Genomic DNA, 14,788 nt, shown 5'->3' with positions numbered 1-14,788 from the left:
GGCAGCTTTTTTATTGTTTAGAATCCATAATCAATGTAATCGGCCCGGAATTCGTCAGCTGAACATCCATCATGGCTCCGAATATTCCGGTTTCCACTTTGACTCCATTTTCCCGAAGGAGTTCGTTCCACTTTTCATAAAGGAGCACAGCCTGATCCGGTTTAGCCGCATTCATAAAATTCGGGCGTCTCCCTTTCTTCGTTTCGCCGTAAAGCGTAAACTGGGAAACGGATAAAATCTCCCCGCCCGTATCCAAAAGCGATAAATTCATCTTACCGCTTTCATCATCAAAAATCCGAAGATTCACGATTTTATCCGCCAAGTAAGCGGCATCTTCTTCTGTATCTTCATGAGTGATGCCGACAAGCGCCATAATGCCGGGTCCGATCCGGCCGGCGACAGCGCCGTCAACCGTCACACTCGCTTCTGTTACACGCTGAACAACTAATTTCATAGCAAGCTCCTTTTAGTTCATTACCCGCCGGACTGAATAGATGTCTCTGATCTGCTTAATCCGCTCGACCACTTTATGCAGATGGTTGATGTTTTGAATAAAAATCGCCATATGAATCGTAGCGACTTTATTGCGGTCGGATTTGCCGGAGACAGAGGAGATGTTGGTTTTCGTTTCATTTACGGCTTGGAGCACCTCATTTAAAAGCCCGAGACGGTCATACCCCAAAATCTCAATCTCAACGTTATATTCTTTGCGTCTTTGAACCTGTGATTCATGCTCCCATTCAACGGGGATCAGACGTTCCTGCGCTTCATTCGTTTTGACGTTCGGACAGTCATCCCGGTGAACGGATACACCGCGCCCTTTTGTAATAAAACCGACAATATGGTCGCCAGGCACCGGGTTGCAGCATTTCGACAAGCGGACGAGAAGGTTGTCAATGCCTTTTACGCGCACACCCGCTTCCCGTTTTCTCCCTTGCGGATAATGTTTCGGCTCGGAAGTGACTTCCTGAACGATTTTTTCCTGCTCTTCCTGGTCACGCAGCTTCCGTTCTTTTTCGGTGAGCCTGTTGGCCACCTGAAGAGCGGTAATGCCGTTATATCCGACCGCCGCGTACATATCCTCTTCATTTGAGAAATTGAACTTGTCGGCAACTTTTTGAAGATTTTCGAGTGTTAAAACATCTTTCACTTCAAAATCAAGATTTTTAATTTCTTTCTCGACAAGCTCACGGCCTTTTTCGACGTTTTCTTCACGGCGCTGTTTCTTAAAGAATTGGCGGATTTTGTGTTTCGCCTGGGACGTCTGCGCCAGTTTGACCCAGTCTTGACTCGGGCCGTATGAATGCTTGGACGTCAGAATCTCGACGATGTCGCCCGTCCGGAGCTTATGGTCAAGCGTCACCATTTTTCCGTTCACTTTCGCCCCGATTGTTTTGTTGCCGATCTCCGAGTGGATCCTGTAGGAAAAATCAATCGGCACAGAGCCTGACGGCAGTTCAATGACATCGCCTTTTGGCGTAAATACGTATACCATGTCAGAAAACAGATCGATTTTCAGCGATTCCATAAATTCTTCCGCATCGGTAGACTCGTTTTGGAATTCCAGAATTTCACGGAACCAGGACAGTTTTTTCTCAAATGTCGCTTCTTCGTTTGCAGCCTTGCCTTCTTTATATGCCCAGTGTGCGGCCACCCCGTATTCAGCGATCTCATGCATCTCAAACGTTCTGATCTGCACTTCCAGCGGATCGCCTTTAGGCCCGATTACGGTCGTATGCAGCGACTGATACATATTCGGCTTAGGCATTGCAATATAATCTTTGAATCTGCCCGGCATCGGCTTCCAGCACGTATGAATAATGCCGAGTACGGCGTAGCAGTCTTTAATGCTTCCGACAAGAATACGGACGGCGAGCAGATCATATATTTCATTGAACTGTTTATTTTGCAGCGCCATCTTGCGGTAAATGCTGTAGATGTGCTTCGGACGTCCTGAGAAGTCCGCTTTGATATTTACTTCTTCGACCCGTTTTTTCACTTCATTGACAACCTCTTCGACATAAAGTTCGCGTTCCGCGCGCTTTTTCTTCATGAGGTTGACGATTCTGTAATATTGCTGAGGATTCAAATAACGGAGAGCGGTGTCTTCCAGCTCCCATTTGATTTTAGAAATCCCGAGCCGATGGGCCAGCGGAGCGAAAATTTCCAGCGTCTCATTTGAAATTCTCCGCTGCTTTTCCTGCGGAAGATGCTTTAACGTCCGCATATTGTGAAGGCGATCTGCCAGCTTGATCAATATGACTCTGATATCCTGAGCCATAGCGACAAACATTTTTCGATGGTTTTCCGCCTGCTGCTCCTCTTGAGATTTATACTTAATTTTACCGAGCTTCGTCACGCCGTCGACAAGCATCGCCACTTCTTCAGAAAATGCTTCCTTCAGGTCGTCGAGGGTGACATCCGTGTCCTCTACCACGTCATGCAGAAATCCGCCCGCAATCGTGGAAGGGTCCATTTCCAGATCGACGAGGATCCCCGCCACCTGAATCGGATGAATGATGTACGGCTCACCTGATTTGCGGTACTGTTCGCGATGCGCGTTTTGCGCATACAGGTAAGCTTTCTCAACAAACGCAATCTGCTCCTCCGGCAGATAAGTGCGCGCTTTATCTATTACTTGCTCGGCAGTCAATACTTGTTCGTTCGCCATGGAATCACCTTTTTTAAATGTAAACTGTATTAGTTTATTATCAAGAAAAAAACGAGAGATGTAAAGGGCAGAAGTTCAAAACACCTAAAGAATCTGTCAGGATGATGAAATAATAGGAAAAAAGCACCCTGACACGAGTGCTTTTTTCCATATGCGGTTAATATTTCATTAATGTTAAAATATCGTAGTCGTCAAGCTTGTCTCTGCCGTCAAGGTAAGAAAGCTCGATTAAGAACGCAATACCGGCTACGACGCCGCCCAGTTCTTCGACCAGCTTAATCGTTGCTTCGATCGTGCCGCCTGTTGCAAGCAAGTCATCAGTAATCAGCACGCGCTGTCCCGGCAGAATCGCATCTTTATGAATCGTCAGTACGTCTTTTCCGTACTCCAAACCGTAATCGACTTTAATGACCTCACGCGGAAGTTTTCCTTCTTTCCGAACCGGCGCAAAGCCCACTCCGAGAGCGTATGCAACCGGACAGCCGATAATAAAGCCGCGCGCTTCAGGCCCGACAACTAAATCAATTTCTTTTTCTTTTGCATATTCAACAATTTGGTCAGTGGCGTAACGGTATACGTCGCCTTTGTCCATCAATGTCGTAATATCTTTAAATTGTACGCCTTCTTTCGGGTAATCGGGCACAATTGTTACGTATTTTTTAAGATCCATCTGTTCTATGTCCTCCTCGTACTTTCATAAGCTTCTGAACCTTGGTTCATCAGCTTATTCAGCCATTCCTTCAGCTCATGGGCTGCGGAATAATTGAGCTTCTGGTCTAATTCCATCAGCTGCTGTTTTACCTGATAGGTTTGCGAATCTGCCAGGTCGCGTTTTTTCGCGCCGCTCACGACAGACAGCACACCATCTTCTATTTTAACAAAACCGAGATCAAAAAACACCTTTGTCATGAAATTGATTGTGTCAATTGACCATCCTCTGTGTCTCGCAAGCTCTGAACCATGCTTGCCGAAGTCAAAAGCGCCCCTTTTCAAGAGAAATGCGTAAAACCACTTGAAATCATTCCGAGATGGAAATGAGGACAGGAAATGTTCTTCATGATTGATAAAAACAAAATAAATCCGTTCCGGCTTCTTTCCGTCAAGCAAATGCTGCAGGCGATCCGCTGACGGCGGCACATCCAGAAAAACGGCATATTTTCCGTCAAGCTGGAGAGCTTCCGCCTCGGATTCCGATGTGATCCCGGCCAGCTCGCCCGACAGCTCTTTTGCACGGAGCTTCTGAGCGGTTTTTTCGTTAAAGCTGATGAGCACCCGTTTTTCCTTCGGCAGCGCGGTGACCGTGTCTTCCCACGTCCGCTTGCCCCTGATATCAAAAAGCTGCCATTCCGGCACCGCAGCGTCTTTAATCATCAGCTGGGGCTTCTTTCTGTTGTTCCATTCATTAATGGACATCTCGCCGACAATGGAAATCGTTGATCCGGGGACAACTCCGGCTTCAAGCTCTCCTTTGTTAAAGCCGACGCAGTCAAGGACGGCGGAATCACTTTTCACCGTCATTTTCACGTGATTTTTATTCGCTCCGATCAGGCGCACATCATCAAGCACGGCATTTTTCACCATCACATGCGGTTTAGGGTTAAGCATGCCGAACGGCGACAGCATATTTAATTCTGTAATGCTTTCAACGGTTATGTCTTCTACGCCGCAGACAAGATCAACCTCCTGAACGGGAATAAAATCCTCTTCCGTAAGGGTTTCTTCAGCCATTTGATTCAGCCTGTCCCTTAATTCCGCCACATCTTCAGCCTTCAACGTCATTCCTGCCGCCATCGGATGCCCGCCGAAATGAGGAAGAATGTCTCTGCACTGTGAAAGGCTCGTAAACAGGTTGAAGCCTCTGATGCTTCGCGCCGACCCTTTAGCGATTCCCTGCTCCTCATCTATCCCAAGCACAACAGCGGGCCGGTAAAAACGTTCAGCCAGCTTCGATGCGACAATACCGACGACTCCCGGATTCCAGCCGGCTTTTGCCACTACAATGGCAGACGGGTTTCCGCCTTGCTGCTGAACCATTTCAACAGCCTCTTCGGTCATGGTTTTCACCATTTTCTGCCGCTCTTTATTCAGCCGGTCAATATCCGAAGCCAGTTCCTCCGCTTCAAACTGATCTTCGGTCATCAGCAGATGGACGGCGGGATCGGCCTGTTCTATTCTTCCGACGGCATTGAGCCTCGGCGCGACCTGAAATCCGATCGTTTCCTCATCAGCTTGTCCGATATCTCCGCCGGAAAGCTTAATCAGGGCTTTGAGGCCCGGCCGATTTGTCGTCCTAAGCCTTTTGATTCCGAGTGACGCAATTAATCTGTTTTCATCATGAAGAGGCACCAGATCTGCAACCGTACCGATTGCCGCCAAGTCCAGCATAGCTTCCGGCAAAGAACCCGTAAGCGCGTGGGCAAGCTTAAACGCCACACCGACGCCGGCCAATTCTTTAAACGGATAGCCGCAGCCCGGCTGCTTCGGGTGGATGATCGCAAATACGTCAGGAAGCTCGGGTCCCGGCTCATGGTGGTCGGTAATAATGACGTCTAAGCCCAGCTCTTTTGCAACTTCAGCTTCATGGACGGCGGCGATTCCCGTATCCACTGTAATGATCAGCGAAAATCCCCGCTCTTTTATGGAGCGGAAAGCTTGTTCATTCGGGCCGTAGCCTTCTGTGAAACGGTCGGGAATATAAAAGTCAACGTCCGCCGACAGCTGTCTGAGTGCCGTCAGCATCACCGACGTGCTTGTAACGCCGTCTGCATCGTAATCTCCGTAAATCATAATCGGTTCCCCTTGAGAAACCGCCAGTTTTATCCGATCAACTGCTTCCCGCATTCCCTTTAATTCATACGGGTCATAAAAGTCTGCATCCTTTGTATGTAAAAACAGCCTTGCGCTTTCGGCAGTATCAAAACCTCTTTTTACAAGCAGTGATGCCACAAGAGGTGTTATGTCCAATTGTTCTGTGAGTGATTTGACTTTTTCCTGATCCGGCTGCTGGATTTCCCAGCGCATTTTTGACGCTAACATAAATTCACCCCTCAACCACCCTATTATACTAGAGCGGACTGAGGGGTTTCAAATGTTATTCTGATCCTTTTTTCTCTTCAAGCATTTCTTCCGGCGGCGCGGCTGTTTTTTGGCCGTCCGATTCAGTCGTCAATTCAGCCTCGGATCTGTTTTCTTTCCGCAGCATTTTAATTTCGCGCTTCAGTTTCATCACTTGAAAGATACCGGCCGAAAACACGATCAGCGCTCCCATTAACACAGAGCCTAAAATGACTAAAATCAGCGGCCATTCAGCGGTTCCGAACAGATAATCAACCTCAACCGCCCGCACGTTAATGACAGCAAAGATGGCGACAATCAAAGTAAATAGTAAAGCGAATATAATAGTCCATTGTTTATTCATGCGTCTGCCCCCAATTGTTCATTCTTATCTTTTCCCCCATTTTCCCGGGAGTAAACCCCGGTCTCAGGAAATCCGGGCCGTTAACTGCTCGCGGACCAGCTTTTTCAGTCCGCTTCTTTCACCCGATATGACGAGGGTGTCCCCTGCTTCAATTACGGTATCAATGCCGGGGCTCAGCTGTTTTTGCCGGTTTTTCTTTACGATCGCAATAATCTGGACGTTGTAATGTTTCTTGATCTCCAAATCTCCGATTGTACGGCTGACAGCCGGTGCATGAGATTCGGCTTTAAACCACTCAATGACGAGGTCATCAAGCGCAACTTCCACAGATTCCAGCGCTTTCGGCTTATACGTCATCCCGCCTAAAATAGCGGAAATCTGCCTCGCCTCTTCGTCGTTAAATTCAACGGATGCCAGGCATTCGTCATGATCATTCTCATCGAAGTAATAGAGCTCTTTTCTGCCGTCATCATGAAGAATAATACTGATTTTATCGTGATTTTTCGTAATGACTTCTACTTTCTGGCCGATGCCCGGAAGCTCCGACTCACGAACGTTCATAAGAACCCTCCTACATGTTTTTACAATGATGATTGATTATGTAAGCGTATGTCATTATAGCAAATGCAGGTTTTAAGTTCAATGCGGCCTAAAAAAACAGGCTGCCTTCTGCAAGACAGCCTGTTCCCACTTTACTCTTCGATTGATTTTTTCCCTTTAAATTCTTTACCTTTCCATACAAGCCACAGCTGCGCGGCGATGTAAAGAGAGGAATAAACGCCCGTCAATAAACCGACCAATAAAGCGACGGAGAAGTTTGTAATTGACGATGAGCCCAAAATGAGCAGCACGACGACAACAATCACAACGGTCAAGACCGTATTGATCGAACGTGTAAAGGTTTGCTGCAAGCTCAGATTCACGATATGTTCCAGATCGGCAAATGACTTCGGCTTGCGTTTTTTCATCTGCTCGCGTATCCGGTCAAATGTAACGATCGTATCATTTATCGAGTAACCGATTATGGTGAGAATAGCGGCGATAAAGGTGACATCGACCTCCAGCCTTGTAATGCTGAAAAACGCGATGATAAAGAAAGCGTCATACAGCAGGGATACAATTGCGGCGACAGCCATTCTGTACTCGAAACGTATTGATACGTAAATAATGATGCCGATTGATGCAATGGCGACAGCATATAAAGCATTACGGGCCAGTTCTTTTCCGACTGTCGGCGATACCGTGCTGACGTTCGGTTCAGATCCGTATTTGTCCTTAAAGTACGTTTTGATTTCAGCGATTTTTTCTTTAGATGGCTCTCCGACAAACCGGGCCGCGGCAACATGGTTCTCTTTACCCGAGAGCACGATGTTTTCCGGATCCATGCCGAGAGAGTCAAAGTCCTTTTCAACCTGCTGCGCCGTCAATGCATGATTGCTCTGCACGTCAATCCGCGCGCCGCTTGCAAAATCGATTCCCAGGTTGAGCTTAAAGACCAGCAAGATGATAATTCCCGCAATGGTTACAGCGCTTGAGAAAATAAAGAAATATTTTCGCTTGCTCGTGAAATCCCATTTTTGGAATGCCGTATGCGGTTCAGTATTTTCGTCGGTCTTTTGAATGTCCATAATATGTTTTTTCTTGACGCCGAACCAGCTTTTTTTCCGGTCAAGCCATCTGCTTTCCACGAGAAGGGAGAGCAGGAATCTTGAAAGGAAGACAGCTGTAATAAAGCTTGTCAGAATTGACAGAATCAGCATCGTCGCAAACCCTTTTACAGAGCTTGTCCCGAAAATAAAGAGCACGACCGCTGCGATGATCGTTGTAATGTTCGCATCGAAAATCGTCGCGAATGACCGTCTGTTCCCTGAACGGAAAGCTGAGCGGACGGATTTGCCGAGTTTCAGTTCTTCTTTTATCCGTTCATAGGTGATGATGTTGGCGTCAACCGCCATCCCGACACCCAAAATGAGCGCCGCAATACCCGGAAGCGTCAGCACCGCCTGCATCCAGTCAAACACTTGAAGCGTAATATATACGTATACAGAAAGCGTAATTACCGCTATGAGTCCAGGCAGTCTGTAATAAAGCAGCATAAATAAGAAAACAATTGCAATACCGATGATGCCGGCCTCTACCGTATCATGCAAAGCCTGCTGTCCGAATTGCGCCCCTACTGAAGTAGAGTATTTTTCGGTCAGTTTCACAGGCAGCGCGCCCGCGTTTAAAATATTGGCCAAGTCCTTCGCTTTTTGAACGGTGAACTGACCTTCAATCGTGACATCCTTCGTGTTTAATTCCTGGCTCACATTCGGAGCGGATACATATTTCGGATGTTTTTTGCCGACTTCTTTTTTAAATGAATCGCCTTTTTGGTAATCAAGCCAGATCACAAGCTGATTATTAGGCGCCATTTTCTTGACTTTTTTCGTCACTTCTCCGAACTTATCCGCATCCTTCAGCTTAACGCTGACAATCGGTTCGTTCGTCGTCGGATCAAAGGTTTGCTTCGCGCCGTTTTCCACGAGATCAGAGCCGTTTAACAACTCTTTATCATTCGTATCCCTGAACGAGAGCTGCGCTTCCGTTGACAGAATTTCGCGCGCCCTGTTCTGATTCGTGACGCCCGCCAGCTGTACGCGGATGCGGTTATTTCCTTCAATCTGAATGTTCGGCTCGCTTACGCCGAGAACGTTAGCCCGGCGGTTCAGCGCCTGCACCGTGCTGACGAGCACGTCTTTTGTGATTTTATCGCCTTTTTTGACGGGCTGCACATCGTACAGAACTTCAAACCCGCCGCGTAAATCCAATCCTAACGTAATATTATTGGCAGCCGGTTTTGTAAAATACCCCAGCCCTGTGCCGATCAATAATACGATCAGGAAAAACGCAATCAAGCGTCCTTTTTTCATTATGTATTTCCTCCTTAAACCTATGCCGTCAAATCATTATCTCAGCAGTTCATCTAAAGCTTCCTGACCCTCATCGCTTTCCAGCCAATTAGACGACTTAAAAGCTTCAACGGTTGCATAGTTCATAAAATCGCCAATTTTAACTGATAAAATATGACCGGCCAATTCATGCAGCGGCAGTTCCTTTTTCTGTTTCCACTTTTTATGTATTAAGTATGACCATAAACTTTCGTGCTCAACATCATCGTATCCGAGGATTTTGAACTCTTCAAGTTTACTGTACAAGAAAGGCCGCAAATGATCTTTGTACATTTCGGCGGGATGTTTCTCCACTGGGCGCTCGCTCCTTTTTCCATTTTTCTCGAAGACTTGTCATGCTCGGACGACATCGGCGCATATCTTTATTGTATATGATTCCAGGTAGTTTGAGAAGGCAGGGGTTTATAAAATGGCAAAACAGACTTTTTTAAGGGGCACTCTTATTCTCATCGCAGCCGGGATGATTACGAGAATGCTCGGCTTTGTCAACCGGGTGGTTATCGCCCGGTTTATCGGTGAAGAAGGGGTCGGTTTATACATGATGGCTGCCCCGACATTTTTCTTGGCCACCACTTTGACTCAATTCGGCCTCCCCGTTGCCATCAGCAAACTTGTCGCTGAAGCAAGCGCGCGGGGGGACAGGCAGAAAATGAAACACATTTTAGTGATGTCGCTTACCGTCACCGGGATATTAAGTCTCATCTTCACGCCGCTGTTTTTATGCTTTGCGCCGATTATGTCCGAAACGATGCTGACGGATCAGCGCACGGTTTATCCGCTTCTGGCGATTACGCCCGTCGTGCCGATTATCGCGATCTCCAGCGTGCTGCGCGGTTACTTTCAGGGCAGGCAGAATATGAACCCGCTCGCATTTTCCCAAGTGCTTGAGCAGATCGTGCGGATTTCACTTGTCGCGGTCTGCACGACGGTGTTTCTGCCGTACGGGATTGAATATGCCGCAGCCGGAGCCATGATTTCGTCTGTCATCGGGGAGCTTGCCTCTCTTATTTATTTATTCATTTGTTTTAAAGCAAATAAAACAATCAGAATCAGAAAACAATTTTTCAAGTCAATCGCAAATGGAAAAGAAACCTTCCGCCAGCTGATGAGCGTGTCGCTCCCAACAACCGGAAGCCGCTTCATCGGAAATTTATCTTGGTTTTTTGAACCTATTGTCGTCGCGCAAAGCCTTGCGATTGCAGGAGTGGCCACCGCTGCCGCCACCAGCCAGTACGGGGAGCTGACCGGATTTGCCATGACGGTTTTGACGCTGCCCAGCTTTATAACCTATTCTCTGTCAACGGCACTTGTTCCTGCGATCAGTGAAGGAATGGAGCAAAAAAAGCTGCAAGTTGTCGAATACCGTCTGGAACAGGCGATGCGGCTGTGTCTTTTAAGCGGAGGCATTTCGGTGGTTATTTTATTCTCTTTCGCTGATGAACTGATGTCCGTCATGTACGGATCAACGAATGCGGCGGTATTTGTTAAAGTGATGGCGCCGTTTTTTCTGCTTTACTATTTTCAGGGGCCCCTTCAGGCGGTGCTGCAGGCTCTCAATTTAGCCGGGGCCGCCATGATGAACAGTTTTATCGGCGCCGCTGTCAAAACTGGCCTAATTTTTGTTTTGGCGACCAGGCCTTCCTTGGGCATCATGGGCGCCGCACTTGCGATTGTAACGGGGATGGTTCTTGTCACCCTGCTGCATGCGGCCACCGTAAGCAAGGTGCTTCCGATCAGCATTAAAATAAAAGAATACGCGCTCTGTTTTGCCGTCATATTCATTTGCGGCTATGTCAGCCGCATCATCAAGCACGCCGTTCATTTTTCAGGATCAGAGGCTGTTAATCTCACAGGCTGGATTGCAATGACCGCGATTTTGTACATTGCGCTTCTTCTGTTATTCAAGCTGATTAAAAGGGAAGAGCTGATCCGGATTCCGGTCATCGGCAAGTTCGTCACGCGGTGAAACCGATTCATGGCTCCCCTTTTTCATCTTTAAGATCAATAAAAAAAGCGCCGTCCGTAAACGTGCAGAATGATATAACCGAAAGATCGCGATATCCTCTTTTTGCTAAATTTTTTTCGAGCCAGTGTTTATCTTTCCCGATTCTGTCCAGATGCTCGTTCTGAATGACCCCGTCAACGATAAGCGATGTTTCCATCTGCTTATCCTTATTGTTTTTCTTTTTGACGATCGACAGTTTGCCTGAAGACTCCAAAATGGCATATGACACGTCAGAGATTCTATCGATGTTATTCTCCCTCAGCTGCATAAGAAGATCGTCAAAATTGTAGCGCTGCGATCTCATCGCCCGTTCATCAATTTTTCCCTGTTTGATAATAATGGTGGGTTTTCCGTCAAGCAGCTGCCGTATTTTTTGGCTTTTGAGCGAAATAAAAGCAAGGCTTACTTGAATAATCATTAAAACGACAATCGGCACAATCGTATGCAAAAGCTTATCTTTTACATTTTCAATTGCCAATACGGCAATCTCGGCAATCATAATGGAGACGACAAGGTCTAAAATGCTCAGTTCTCCGATTTCCCGTTTTCCCATCAGTCTGAAAATCACAAGAATGATAAAATAAAGCACAATCGTACGAAACGTAATAATGAAAATATCTTCCATATCGCACCTCCAACGGTCATAGCATTTGCCATCGGCTCTGAATTATGTAAGAAACGGGCTGAACATCATGCATTTACGTCTAATTCGAACATTAAGAGAATACATTTAGAAAAAGACGGGCTCCGGCTTGTCATATATCAGGCCGCAGAGCGGAGAGGAGATAAAAATGGAAGAAACGAAACAAGTGGGAAGAGGCGTCTTGTACGGCTTAGTGGCTATTTTTGCGGTGATGCTTCTTACGAGTTTGGCAATTTCGCTTTTACTGACGGTTACCTCAATGGAAGAATCATCTTTCAGCTGGCTGATCACCGCGCTTTCCTTTCTTTCTTTATTTGCGGGCGGTTTTATATCGGGCGGCAAAGCGAAGGAAAAAGGCTGGATGATCGGAGCGTTAACCGCCGTCTGTTTTTCATTAATCATCTTGCTGTTTCAATATTTAGGGTTCGGAAAAACGTTTACATCCGGTCAGCTTTTGTTTCATCTCGGCTTTTTGGGAGTCAGTATGCTGGGCGGCATTTTCGGAGTGAATTTGAAAGGAAGCAGATCAGCGTAATAAAAAAAGAGCGGATTCTCCGCTCTTTTTTTGTATGTATGAGCTTCGCTGTTATTCAGCGGAAGCTTCTCTGATTGCGCGGCGGTCAAATGTTAAACGGGTGTTATCACCTGTTTTAATGACGACCTTGCTTTCATCAATTGAATCAACAGTGCCGTGCAATCCTCCGATTGTCACCACTGAATCCCCTTTTTTCAGCTCTTCCTGCATCTGGCGTACGGCCTTCTGCTGCTTTTGCTGCGGACGGATGAGCAGGAAATAAAGCACTGCAAACATTAAAATAATAGGAACGATTGTGCCTAAAGTACCCATCTGTTTCCCTCCTTTCAAGAATGGTTTTATTTAGAAGCTTTTCGCATTTGGCTTATTATAGCCGTAACGCTCAAAGAACTCTTCTCGGAAATCACCAAGACGATCCTCCCGGATGGCTTGTCTGACCTGCTCCATTAAGTGTAACAGAAAATGAAGGTTATGGTAAGTTGTTAATCGAATTCCAAACGTTTCATTACAGCGGATCAAATGTCTGATGTAAGCGCGGGAGTAATTTTTACATGTATGGCAGCTGCACTCTTCGTCAATCGGACGGAAATCACGCTCATATTTGGCGTTTTTCATATTCAGACGCCCTTCATTCGTAAACACCGTGCCGTTTCGGGCAATCCGGGTCGGCAGTACGCAGTCAAACATATCCACGCCGCGGATGGCGCCGTCAATTAAAGCATCCGGTGAACCCACACCCATTAAATATCTCGGCTTGTCCTTCGGTAAAAGCGGAGTTGTAAACTCAAGCACTCGGTTCATGACGTGCTTCGGCTCGCCGACAGATAACCCGCCTATGGCATAACCCGGAAAATCAAGCGAAACCAAGTCTTTTGCACTTTGTGTCCGCAGGTCTTCGTATTCTCCGCCCTGTACGATTCCGAACAGCCCCTGCTCATCTGAGCGCCCGTGCGCCTCCAGGCAGCGTTCCGCCCAGCGGCTGGTCCGTTCCACAGAGCGTTTCATGTAATCATACTCTGCCGGATACGGCGGACACTCATCAAACGCCATCATGATATCAGAGCCGAGGGCGTTTTGAATTTCCATCGCTTTTTCCGGAGATAAAAACAGCTTGTCTCCGTTTAAGTGATTGCGGAAATGAACGCCTTCTTCTTCTATATTACGAAACTTGCTCAATGAAAAGACCTGAAAACCGCCGGAATCCGTTAAAATCGCGCGGTCCCAGTTCATAAACTTATGAAGCCCGCCCGCTTCTTTTACAATGTCGTGTCCCGGGCGGAGCCATAAATGGTACGTATTGCTTAAAATAATGCCCGCATCCATAGATTTCAGCTCGTCCGGAGACATCGTCTTTACCGTAGCAAGCGTGCCGACCGGCATAAATACAGGCGTCTCAAAGGAGCCGTGGGGCGTATGGACTCTGCCCAGGCGCGCTCCCGTTTGTTTGCATTCCTTTATAAATTCATAACGTATCGGTTGTTCAGCCACTTTGTATGAGGCCTCCTGTCATTCAAATTAGATAATCAGCATGGCGTCGCCAAAGCTGAAGAAACGATATTCCTCTTCTACCGCATGACGGTAGGCGGAAAGAACATGCTCTCTGCCGGCAAGCGCAGAAACGAGCATGATAAGGGAAGATTTCGGCAGATGAAAATTGGTGATCATGCCGTCAATCGCCTTAAATTCATATCCCGGATAAATGAAGATGGACGTCCAGCCGCTTGAAGCGGTAAATACGCCGTCATGCTCGCCGGCAATGGTTTCCAGGGTGCGCGTGGATGTCGTCCCGACCGACACAATGCGCCCTCCCGCCTTTCTGACCTCGTTTAAAGAGGCGGCGGTTTCTTCCGTCATTTCATAAAATTCCGCGTGCATGTTATGCTCTTCCACATCATCCGCACTGACCGGGCGGAATGTGCCGAGTCCCACATGAAGTGTGATAAATTCAATCCGCACACCTTTTTGCTTCAGCTCGTCCAGAATCTCTTCCGTAAAATGAAGTCCGGCAGTCGGAGCTGCGGCAGATCCGATTTCTTTTGAAAAGACGGTCTGGTACCGTTCTTTATCATCAAGCTGCTCTTTAATATAAGGAGGCAGCGGCATTTCACCGAGTGATTCAAGCACTTCGTAAAAAATCCCGTCATACCGGAATTCTATTTTTCTGCCTCCGTGATCAAGCTCCTCCGTGCAGACCGCTGTCAGCCGGCCGTCGCCAAATGTCAGGACCGTTCCTTTTTTTACGCGTTTCGCCGGCTTTACGAGCGTTTCCCATGTATCATTTTCTTCCTGTTTTAATAACAGAAGCTCCACTTTCGCTCCCGTATCTTCTTTTGTGCCGAATAATCTTGCAGGCAGCACACGGGTATTGTTCAAGACGAGGCAATCCCCTTCATTAAAAAAGCTTACAATCTCTTTAAATGAACTGTCCGTCAGCCCGCCCGTCTGTTTGTCGAGCACCATCAGCCGCGATGCGTCACGCTCTTTAAGCGGCACTTGGGCTATGAGGCGTTCAGGCAGTTCAAAATCAAATAAATCGACTTTCATCATTTCACCTTAATTCTGTCT

Annotated in this window: 14 protein-coding genes; 2 read left to right on the top strand and 12 right to left on the bottom strand. The window is 47.1% G+C overall.

What is annotated here, in order from left to right; translation table 11 throughout:
• Positions 1-10: 10 nt before the first annotated feature.
• The 8 genes from dtd to BZ167_RS16560 all read right to left on the bottom strand — a co-directional run bounded on the left by dtd (position 11) and on the right by BZ167_RS16560 (position 9,334).
• Complete coding sequence (dtd, locus tag BZ167_RS16595) at positions 11-454, bottom strand: D-aminoacyl-tRNA deacylase (RefSeq protein ID WP_077392147.1); 444 nt, start codon at positions 452-454, stop codon at positions 11-13.
• A gap of 12 nt (positions 455-466) precedes the next feature.
• Positions 467-2,671, bottom strand: a complete 2,205-nt coding sequence (gene relA / locus BZ167_RS16590) for a GTP diphosphokinase (protein WP_003152716.1) — start codon at positions 2,669-2,671, stop codon at positions 467-469.
• A 157-nt stretch (positions 2,672-2,828) separates the two neighbouring features.
• Positions 2,829-3,341, bottom strand: coding sequence for an adenine phosphoribosyltransferase (locus tag BZ167_RS16585; protein WP_003152714.1), 513 nt, complete (start codon positions 3,339-3,341; stop codon positions 2,829-2,831).
• Between the two features lie 5 nt (positions 3,342-3,346).
• Positions 3,347-5,707, bottom strand: a complete 2,361-nt coding sequence (gene recJ, locus BZ167_RS16580) for a single-stranded-DNA-specific exonuclease RecJ (RefSeq protein WP_015417911.1) — start codon at positions 5,705-5,707, stop codon at positions 3,347-3,349.
• 55 nt (positions 5,708-5,762) lie between these two features.
• The gene (locus tag BZ167_RS16575) at positions 5,763-6,089 is read right to left on the bottom strand and encodes a LapA family protein (protein ID WP_015417912.1); all 327 of its coding nucleotides are present in this window, start codon (positions 6,087-6,089) and stop codon (positions 5,763-5,765) included.
• A gap of 63 nt (positions 6,090-6,152) precedes the next feature.
• Positions 6,153-6,650 carry a cation:proton antiporter regulatory subunit gene (locus tag BZ167_RS16570; RefSeq protein WP_044801628.1) on the bottom strand — a complete coding sequence of 166 codons (498 nt, stop codon included), beginning with the start codon at positions 6,648-6,650 and terminating at the stop codon, positions 6,153-6,155.
• A 131-nt stretch (positions 6,651-6,781) separates the two neighbouring features.
• Positions 6,782-9,001, bottom strand: a complete 2,220-nt coding sequence (secDF, locus tag BZ167_RS16565; RefSeq protein WP_015417914.1) for a protein translocase subunit SecDF — start codon at positions 8,999-9,001, stop codon at positions 6,782-6,784.
• Positions 9,002-9,037: 36 nt separating this feature from the next.
• Positions 9,038-9,334, bottom strand: a complete 297-nt coding sequence (locus BZ167_RS16560) for a post-transcriptional regulator (protein ID WP_007408189.1) — start codon at positions 9,332-9,334, stop codon at positions 9,038-9,040.
• A 115-nt stretch (positions 9,335-9,449) separates the two neighbouring features.
• On the opposite strand from BZ167_RS16560, the gene spoVB reads away from it, so the two are divergent.
• On the top strand, positions 9,450-11,006 hold the full coding sequence (spoVB, locus tag BZ167_RS16555; protein ID WP_015417915.1) for a stage V sporulation protein B: 1,557 nt from the start codon (positions 9,450-9,452) through the stop codon (positions 11,004-11,006).
• Between the two features lie 7 nt (positions 11,007-11,013).
• Here spoVB and BZ167_RS16550 read toward each other — a convergent pair whose 3' ends face one another.
• Entirely contained in the window at positions 11,014-11,670 is a 657-nt protein-coding gene (locus tag BZ167_RS16550) for a DUF421 domain-containing protein (protein ID WP_003152699.1), read from the bottom strand.
• A 166-nt stretch (positions 11,671-11,836) separates the two neighbouring features.
• Here BZ167_RS16550 and BZ167_RS16545 point away from each other — a divergent pair, with 166 nt between their 5' ends.
• The gene (locus BZ167_RS16545; protein ID WP_003152697.1) at positions 11,837-12,223 is read left to right on the top strand and encodes a TIGR04086 family membrane protein; all 387 of its coding nucleotides are present in this window, start codon (positions 11,837-11,839) and stop codon (positions 12,221-12,223) included.
• 51 nt (positions 12,224-12,274) lie between these two features.
• Here the strand turns inward: BZ167_RS16545 and yajC are convergent, their stop codons facing one another.
• From yajC to queA, 3 genes are read right to left on the bottom strand one after another with little or no spacing between them, the layout of a single operon-like run.
• Positions 12,275-12,535: a preprotein translocase subunit YajC gene (yajC, locus tag BZ167_RS16540; protein WP_003152695.1), complete on the bottom strand. Its 261-nt coding sequence runs from the start codon at positions 12,533-12,535 to the stop codon at positions 12,275-12,277.
• A gap of 30 nt (positions 12,536-12,565) precedes the next feature.
• Complete coding sequence (gene tgt / locus BZ167_RS16535) at positions 12,566-13,711, bottom strand: tRNA guanosine(34) transglycosylase Tgt (protein WP_007408186.1); 1,146 nt, start codon at positions 13,709-13,711, stop codon at positions 12,566-12,568.
• A 27-nt stretch (positions 13,712-13,738) separates the two neighbouring features.
• Positions 13,739-14,767 carry a tRNA preQ1(34) S-adenosylmethionine ribosyltransferase-isomerase QueA gene (queA, locus tag BZ167_RS16530; RefSeq protein WP_003152692.1) on the bottom strand — a complete coding sequence of 343 codons (1,029 nt, stop codon included), beginning with the start codon at positions 14,765-14,767 and terminating at the stop codon, positions 13,739-13,741.
• Positions 14,768-14,788: the final 21 nt, after the last annotated feature.

This window comes from Bacillus sp. 275, from assembly GCF_001999205.1.
Classification (GTDB): domain Bacteria; phylum Bacillota; class Bacilli; order Bacillales; family Bacillaceae; genus Bacillus; species Bacillus velezensis.
The sequence above is the reverse complement of the archived record's forward strand: the minus strand, read 5'-3'. Positions and strand labels throughout refer to the sequence as shown.

Coding starts and splice junctions, on each gene's coding strand:
- dtd (WP_077392147.1), bottom strand. CDS start 454: ATGAAATTAGTTGTTCAGCGTGTAACAGAAGCGAGTGTGACGGTTGAC.
- relA (WP_003152716.1), bottom strand. CDS start 2,671: ATGGCGAACGAACAAGTATTGACTGCCGAGCAAGTAATAGATAAAGCG.
- BZ167_RS16585 (WP_003152714.1), bottom strand. CDS start 3,341: ATGGATCTTAAAAAATACGTAACAATTGTGCCCGATTACCCGAAAGAA.
- recJ (WP_015417911.1), bottom strand. CDS start 5,707: ATGTTAGCGTCAAAAATGCGCTGGGAAATCCAGCAGCCGGATCAGGAA.
- BZ167_RS16575 (WP_015417912.1), bottom strand. CDS start 6,089: ATGAATAAACAATGGACTATTATATTCGCTTTACTATTTACTTTGATT.
- BZ167_RS16570 (WP_044801628.1), bottom strand. CDS start 6,650: ATGAACGTTCGTGAGTCGGAGCTTCCGGGCATCGGCCAGAAAGTAGAA.
- secDF (WP_015417914.1), bottom strand. CDS start 9,001: ATGAAAAAAGGACGCTTGATTGCGTTTTTCCTGATCGTATTATTGATC.
- spoVB (WP_015417915.1), top strand. CDS start 9,450: ATGGCAAAACAGACTTTTTTAAGGGGCACTCTTATTCTCATCGCAGCC.
- BZ167_RS16550 (WP_003152699.1), bottom strand. CDS start 11,670: ATGGAAGATATTTTCATTATTACGTTTCGTACGATTGTGCTTTATTTT.
- BZ167_RS16545 (WP_003152697.1), top strand. CDS start 11,837: ATGGAAGAAACGAAACAAGTGGGAAGAGGCGTCTTGTACGGCTTAGTG.
- yajC (WP_003152695.1), bottom strand. CDS start 12,535: ATGGGTACTTTAGGCACAATCGTTCCTATTATTTTAATGTTTGCAGTG.
- queA (WP_003152692.1), bottom strand. CDS start 14,767: ATGAAAGTCGATTTATTTGATTTTGAACTGCCTGAACGCCTCATAGCC.